1 rRNA gene is annotated in these 1544 nt (G+C 57.6%); it reads right to left on the minus strand.

Annotated features, from left to right (window positions below):
* Positions 1-23 precede the first annotated feature (23 nt).
* Positions 24-1540 (minus strand): 16S ribosomal RNA (locus LR394_RS40995).
* Between the last annotated feature and the right edge of the window lie 4 nt (positions 1541-1544).

A 1544-nucleotide genomic window follows, 5' to 3' on the forward strand; every position in this document is an offset into this window, starting at 1 on the left:
CCAAGCTGCGAGGTGCTCCTTAGAAAGGAGGTGATCCAGCCGCACCTTCCGGTACGGCTACCTTGTTACGACTTCGTCCTAATCGCCAGTCCCACCTTCGACAGCTCCCTCCCTTACGGGTTAGGCCACCGGCTTCGGGTGTTACCGACTTTCATGACGTGACGGGCGGTGTGTACAAGGCCCGGGAACGTATTCACCGCAGCACTGCTGATCTGCGATTACTAGCGACTCCAACTTCACGGGGTCGAGTTGCAGACCCCGATCCGAACTGAGACCAGCTTTTTGGGATTCGCTCCACCTTACGGTCTCGCAGCCCTTTGTACTGGCCATTGTAGCACGCGTGAAGCCCAAGACATAAGGGGCATGATGATTTGACGTCATCCCCACCTTCCTCCGAGTTGACCCCGGCAGTCTTCCATGAGTTCCCACCATAACGTGCTGGCAACATAGAACGAGGGTTGCGCTCGTTGCGGGACTTAACCCAACATCTCACGACACGAGCTGACGACAACCATGCACCACCTGTGACACGCCCTTACGGACCCCCCATCTCTGGGAGTAAACGCGCCATGTCAAGCCTTGGTAAGGTTCTTCGCGTTGCATCGAATTAATCCGCATGCTCCGCCGCTTGTGCGGGCCCCCGTCAATTCCTTTGAGTTTTAGCCTTGCGGCCGTACTCCCCAGGCGGGGCGCTTAATGCGTTAGCTGCGGCGCAGAACACGTGGAATGTGCCCCACACCTAGCGCCCAACGTTTACGGCATGGACTACCAGGGTATCTAATCCTGTTCGCTCCCCATGCTTTCGCTCCTCAGCGTCAGTTACAGCCCAGAGACCCGCCTTCGCCACCGGTGTTCCTCCTGATATCTGCGCATTTCACCGCTACACCAGGAATTCCAGTCTCCCCTACTGCACTCTAGCCTGCCCGTACCCACTGCACGCCCAGAGTTAAGCCCCAGGTTTTCACAGCAGACGCGACAGACCGCCTACGAGCTCTTTACGCCCAATAATTCCGGACAACGCTTGCACCCTACGTATTACCGCGGCTGCTGGCACGTAGTTAGCCGGTGCTTCTTCTGCAGGTACCGTCACTTGCGCTTCTTCCCTGCTGAAAGAGGTTTACGACCCGAAGGCCTTCATCCCTCACGCGGCGTCGCTGCGTCAGGCTTTCGCCCATTGCGCAATATTCCCCACTGCTGCCTCCCGTAGGAGTCTGGGCCGTGTCTCAGTCCCAGTGTGGCCGGTCGCCCTCTCAGGCCGGCTACCCGTCGTCGCCTTGGTAGGCCATTACCCCACCAACAAGCTGATAGGCCGCGAGCTCATCCCTGACCGAAAAACTTTCCACACACAGACCATGCGACCATGTGTCATATCCGGTATTAGCCACCGTTTCCCGTGGTTATCCCAGAGTCAGAGGCAGATTACTCACGTGTTACTCACCCGTTCGCCACTGATCCCCACCGAAGTGGTTCACCGTTCGACTTGCATGTGTTAAGCACGCCGCCAGCGTTCGTCCTGAGCCAGGATCAAACTCTCCGTAAATAAT

The organism is Kineosporia babensis (assembly GCF_021129305.1).
In the GTDB taxonomy this organism is placed as follows: Bacteria; Actinomycetota; Actinomycetes; order Actinomycetales; family Kineosporiaceae; genus Kineosporia; species Kineosporia babensis.